Below are 5625 nucleotides of genomic sequence, written 5' to 3' on the forward strand. Positions count from 1 at the left end.
TGATGTATAGCGATTTGATTTTTTCATAGTTCCAGTTTCTCAAGTTATTGAGTCTCTGGCAAACACGGGGCGATTCACTAAGATTTTTTAATCTATAAGTAGTTGTTATTTCACAAACTAAAATTTCTTCAGCCTCATCATTAGATAGGCCATACTCTGATATTTGTTCAGGTTCTAGCTTAGATAGTTCATATGAAAGGAAAGCGTTCTTCTTGATCAAAGTCTGATCTAATACCGATCTTTTAACTTCAATAAAAATTGAGTCTGGAATAATCTTTCTGAAAACAGCACTTAAGACATCTTCACTAATCTCCTGCTTAAACTCAGCTAACTCTTTTGCTTGCTTCTCTCTGGTCATAGCCTCAACTGTATAACCAAGAACTGCGGCAATCATCATAGCAACTCCAGATTCCTTAAAGAATAAAGCAAAGATATCTACTAACAGCTTATAGGTATCTGGCTCAAAACTACTTATAAACTTTGAAACTAAAATTGCAATAAAGCCTAAAACAAAGACTTTAAGTAAAAACATCTTATCTTCTGATTTCCAAAAAGAAGTCATATCTAATATCCATTTATATTTTAATTTTCTATGGTATTTCTTTATAAATAAAATTACAACGCACCAGTTTTTAATTCTTGTACCATTTATTAAAGCTATAACAAACTTTTGGAAGCCTCATATAAGATAAATATCAATACTAAATCACCGGTTTAAATTTATTTTTATAAACTAAAAATATTACATTTAACTACCTCACTATTACACAATGACAATAAGTAATGGATGTCTAATACTGCACGTTGATATGTGACAATCAGTTACTTTTCAAGAGTGGAGAATAATTTGGTTTATGTTTACGTTTATATCTATTAATTTGAAAAAATAGAATATGTGATACCAAGTGTGCTGGATAATTTAGCCCCCCTCTCTTTAGCAACTACGGCGAGCAAGAAGAAAGATAAATAAGTTTTAAACTACATTTAACTTTTCAGGCTGACACTAAACGCGCCAGCAAGCTGTACACCTACAAAAAACACTACATATAATTAGCTTTATATGTGCTCATCGCATTGGCGATTAGTTGGGTTTCGTGTCACTCAACCCAACCTACGTGTAAACAAAAAAGCCTGCGATTAAGCAGGCCTTTGAGTATTTAAACGAGCAAATTTTATAACACTATTATGCTTGTTACTAAGTACGCTATAAACGTCAGTGCGCCGCCAAATAACGCATACGGTAGCTGCGTTTTAACGTGGGTGAGTAAGTCACACCCCGAGGCGATGGCAGATACCGCGCTGGTGTCGGATATTGGGGAGCAGTGATCGCCAAATATACCGCCGCCTAAAATAGCGCCTACCACCAGCGATGGCGGTAAACCAAGCGCTTGAATAAGCGGTACACCAATGGGGATGAGGATGGCAAACGTGCCCCACGAGGTGCCTGTAGTAAACGACATAACCGCGCCAGTTAAAAACAGCACTGGTACAATTAAGTAAATAGGTAGGTAATCGCCCACTAGCGATGCGACAAATACGCCCGTGCCTAGCTCTTTTAAGCTTGCGCCCAGTGTAAGTGAAAGCAGTACAATACTCACCAGCGGTAATAACTCGCCCATGCCTTTAAAGCCGGTATCTACTAATTGATGGTGAGTAAATTGGCGCGAGCTAATCATTAAAACATATGCAACCACAATGGCTAATACCGTTGCGTATAAAACCGATTTAGAGCCGCTGCCCTCGGCAAGTACGCCGTTGCCGGTGTAAAACATAAAGCCTACCATGCTCACAATTAGGGTAAGTAATGGCACTAGCATGTAACGCGCTTTAGAGCCCTTTACTTCTTCTTTTAGTTCGGTTTTTTGCAGCTCTAGCTTTTGCTCGGCTTCTTTCATTGGGCCGTGTACTTTATCAAAGGCAATGGTATAAAAAACAATAACCAAGGTGATTATGGCGTAAAAGTTATAGCCTACGCTGCCCCACAATACCGATACCGCCGACTCGCCTAATTCGTAATTACCTAACAAGCCCAGTACGAATGCACCCCAGCCGTTTAGTAATATTAAAATACACACAGGGGCGCTGGTGCTATCGATTATGTAGGCTAAACGCGCGCGGCTCATTTTAAATTTGTCGAACAGACCGCGAGATAAAATACCCGAGGTAAGCACACTTAAGTTTGACTCTATAAATACCGCTACGCCGGTAAACATAGTTAAAAAGCCTACTTGGCGCTTACTTTTAGCAACACCTTTGTTCATTAGCAAATTAACGGTAGCAACAACACTGCCAGACTCGCGAATATAGGCCAGTAATGCGCCTATTAAAATACTAAATATGAGTATACGGGTATTACCTGGCGAGCTTGCTACCGAAATAATGCGCTCTATGGTATTTAAAAATGTATTAAATACGCTATTTCCTTCGCCCTGAATGGCCAGTAAGAACTCAGATGAAGCCACTGCCACCAAAAGCGCCATAATCACTTCTTTACGCCAAAACACGATAGCAATGGCAATCAGTGGCGGTAAAATAGAATACCAATGCATAAACAAACCTTATTTATTTTTATAATGACGACGCTTTACTTAACTTAATAGATATAAGCACTTAAGTCACTTACTAACGCTTATTGATTTAATAATGCCTCATAAACAAGCGACACAATAGAGCCGTATTGCGCTGTTTCAAAATTTTTCCCTACGAATTGATAGCGCTTTTCAGTGCCTTTAATAGGAGTATGCCGCGCATTAGTGAGTAAAATAATGGCCAAATCGTAAGCCGGATCAATCACGGTAACTGTGCCTGTCCACCCTGTGTGGCCATAGGCCTGAGCGCTGGCATAAGGGCCAAAGTGCCAGCGCCGCCCTTGGTTATTTCCCGCAAGACGAAAGCCTAACCCGTAGGTTTCATCACTGCTTTGTGGCGTTAAAAATTGCGCTAAGCTACTGGCGTTAAAAATTTGCGTATCGCCATAACCACCTTTGTTAAGTAGAACTTGGCACAGCACAGCTAAATCGGGAGCGTTACTAAATAATCCCGCATGGCCTGCAACACCGTCAAGCGAATAATAAGCACGTTCGTCATGCACCTGCCCTTGCAGTACATTGGTGCGAATATTATCAAAATGAATACGCCCATCTCGAGTATTACCGCTAAGCTCCGTGGCAGCAAACTGCTGACGATTAAAACCTTTTTTAAGCGGATTAAATAAGGTGTTATTGAGTTTTAAAGGCGCGTAAATATGCTGCTCTAGGTATTCATCGAGAGGTTGGCCGCTAATTCGCTCAATTAAAACCCCTAAAATCATGTAATCAATATCAGAGTAAACATGCGGCGCTGTAGGTTCAGCGGTTAATGGCACACTTGTTAATAATAGCTGTTTAGTGGTTTCGCTTGTTTGTGAGAAAAACGCATCGCCGTAAGCGGTGTCTTTTCGATGAAAATCAAACACTGGCGGATAACCGGCACTATGAGTTAGTAAGTCTTTTACTTGGCGGTGCTCTCGGCCATTACCCTGATACTCTTTTAGGTATGAATGCACCGTATGATTTATGTTTAACTGCCCCTCGCTGACCAACTTCATTAATGCAAAGTTAGTAGCAAATATTTTAGTATTTGAGGCTAAGTCAAATAAGGTATTGGTTTGCATAGGCTCTGGGCGCAGAAGCATTAAATCACTTTGCTGATATTGTTTTGCATCGCCATACGCAGTTAATTTTAATACCTTACCCGCTTTAACAACCGCTAATACCGCTCCTGGAAAGCCTGCTTTTATATCGTTTTCAATTAAGGTATCAACTTGGCTAAAGTCGATTTCTTTTGTGGCGCTATTTTCTAAGGTAGCAAATGCAAAGCGCAGGGTTAAACTGCCGCCAGCAGGTTGAATGTTCTCTACCTTAAAGGTGTTCACGCCGTTATGCGTATAGTGCCCTAAATTAAAGTCGTACTCGGTGTTAGCGCGTAAAGGCTCATTAAGTGAGAGCTTTTTATTATTGATGTATATATCGGCGCTAACCGCACTGACATTTTGTAGCAATAGTTGTCCACGGCCCCGGTAGGCTTTAAAAGTGCCGCGGTTATTTACATATTCTCTGCTACTGGGGTTGGGCTCAGGAAAGGTAGCAATTACCTGCGCATTAGCTAACGCGTTGATATGATTAACCGTTAAAGGGCGCTCTGATTTAATTGCTGTAGAGCGACTACAGCCCGCAATAATAATGCTCAGCAGCAATATAACTACTTTATAGTACGTTTTATTATTTATCATTTTTAAAGCCCAATGCACGCATCCCTTTTATTAATACAGCAAATATGGCGCTCTTTGCTGTTTAAACTGTTTTAGCCCGGCTTGCCAACTTTGTTTGATTTCCTCAGCTGAGTGCCCTGCTTCTATGGCGAGCCTTAATTTATCAGTTCCTGCGAGCTTATCCATAAAATCGGCACGTTCAAAAAACAGCTGTTTAGCCTGTGTAAGCTGCTGGTAAGCATTAATTAAATAATTTAAGTTTAAACCTGTGATATTACTATGGCGTAAATCAATCCCTTTCACCATTTGGTTTTTAAACTTTGGATTAAGCGCTGCGCCTTTTATTGAACGCGGGGTAAAACTAAATTCTCCAAGCGCCACCGGCGAGTAACCTATGACCTGAAAGGCAAAGTCAGTTCCCCTACCTATGCTAATAGGAGTGGCTTCAAAAAAGCAAAGTGATGGATAAAGCGCAATTGATTGATCGTTGGGTAAATTAGGGCTTGGCTTTACCGGCAAACTGTATGGCGTTGTGCGGGTGTAGCCTGCAACAGGGATCACGTTTAGCTTTAAATCACGAGCCTGATTGATCCACCCCTCACCTTTGATCATTTTAGCAAGCTCGCCTACCGTCATACCATGCAATACAGGGATTGGGTGCATACCCACAAACGATTTAAATTCTGGTTCTAATAATGGGCCGTCAACATAAGCAATATTTGGGTTTGGTCTATCGAGTACTATAAATTCAACACCTTGCTCTGCCGCGGCCTCCATCATGTAATGCATAGAGCTTATGTAGGTATAAAAACGTACGCCCACGTCTTGAATATCAAAAATAATTACATCTACATTTTGCAATGACTCGGGGGTTGGTTTTTTGTTTTTACCGTAAATAGAAATAAGCGCAATACCGGTTTTGCTATCAACGGCGTTTTGTACATGAGCACCGGCATCGTGATCGCCTCGAAAGCCATGCTCAGGTGCAAAAATTTTAGTGATGTTGATGTTTTTAGCCAACAAGCTATCAACTAAATGCGTTTGCCCCACAAGAGAGGTTTGGTTAACCACCAGCCCTACACGTTTGTTTTTTAATTGGGGTGCATACAAAGCAAATTGCTCTGCACCTACGGCGATTGCATGTTTAGTCTCATTTGCATGTGTAGCAACGGTAAAAAGTGCACTTAGTATAAAAAAGAAGGTAAAAAACACGGTTTTAAACATACAGCAAGATCCTTTTAAACAAGGCATTTAAAATAACACAGCTAAGTTTAAAGAGCAGCTTAGGTTTTAAGAATTAGCGGTCAGCGGTCAGCGGTCAGCGGTCAGCGGTCAGCGGTCAGCGGTCAGCGGTCAGCGGTCAGCGGTCAGCGGTC

The 5625-nt window shown here is 40.9% G+C and carries 4 protein-coding genes; all 4 read right to left on the reverse strand.

The window, feature by feature from the left end:
- Positions 1-562 (reverse strand): hypothetical protein (locus tag QL984_RS18110; protein WP_290173184.1); only part of this gene is annotated, 562 nt, incomplete at its 3' end.
- Between the two features lie 610 nt (positions 563-1172).
- Positions 1173-2549 (reverse strand): Na+/H+ antiporter NhaC family protein, encoded by a 1377-nt coding sequence (locus QL984_RS18115; protein WP_138764477.1) that lies wholly within the window; start codon positions 2547-2549, stop codon positions 1173-1175.
- An 80-nt stretch (positions 2550-2629) separates the two neighbouring features.
- Positions 2630-4270 carry a penicillin binding protein PBP4B gene (gene pbp4b, locus QL984_RS18120; RefSeq protein ID WP_138764478.1) on the reverse strand — a complete coding sequence of 547 codons (1641 nt, stop codon included), beginning with the start codon at positions 4268-4270 and terminating at the stop codon, positions 2630-2632.
- Positions 4271-4300: 30 nt separating this feature from the next.
- The gene (locus tag QL984_RS18125) at positions 4301-5473 is read right to left on the reverse strand and encodes a DUF1343 domain-containing protein (RefSeq protein ID WP_138764479.1); all 1173 of its coding nucleotides are present in this window, start codon (positions 5471-5473) and stop codon (positions 4301-4303) included.
- Positions 5474-5625: the final 152 nt, after the last annotated feature.

Origin of the sequence: Pseudoalteromonas sp. APC 3495, from assembly GCF_030407645.1 — a bacterium.
In the GTDB taxonomy this organism is placed as follows: Bacteria; Pseudomonadota; Gammaproteobacteria; order Enterobacterales; family Alteromonadaceae; genus Pseudoalteromonas; species Pseudoalteromonas tetraodonis.

Coding starts and splice junctions, on each gene's coding strand:
- QL984_RS18115 (WP_138764477.1), bottom strand. CDS start 2,549: ATGCATTGGTATTCTATTTTACCGCCACTGATTGCCATTGCTATCGTG.
- pbp4b (WP_138764478.1), bottom strand. CDS start 4,270: ATGATAAATAATAAAACGTACTATAAAGTAGTTATATTGCTGCTGAGC.
- QL984_RS18125 (WP_138764479.1), bottom strand. CDS start 5,473: ATGTTTAAAACCGTGTTTTTTACCTTCTTTTTTATACTAAGTGCACTT.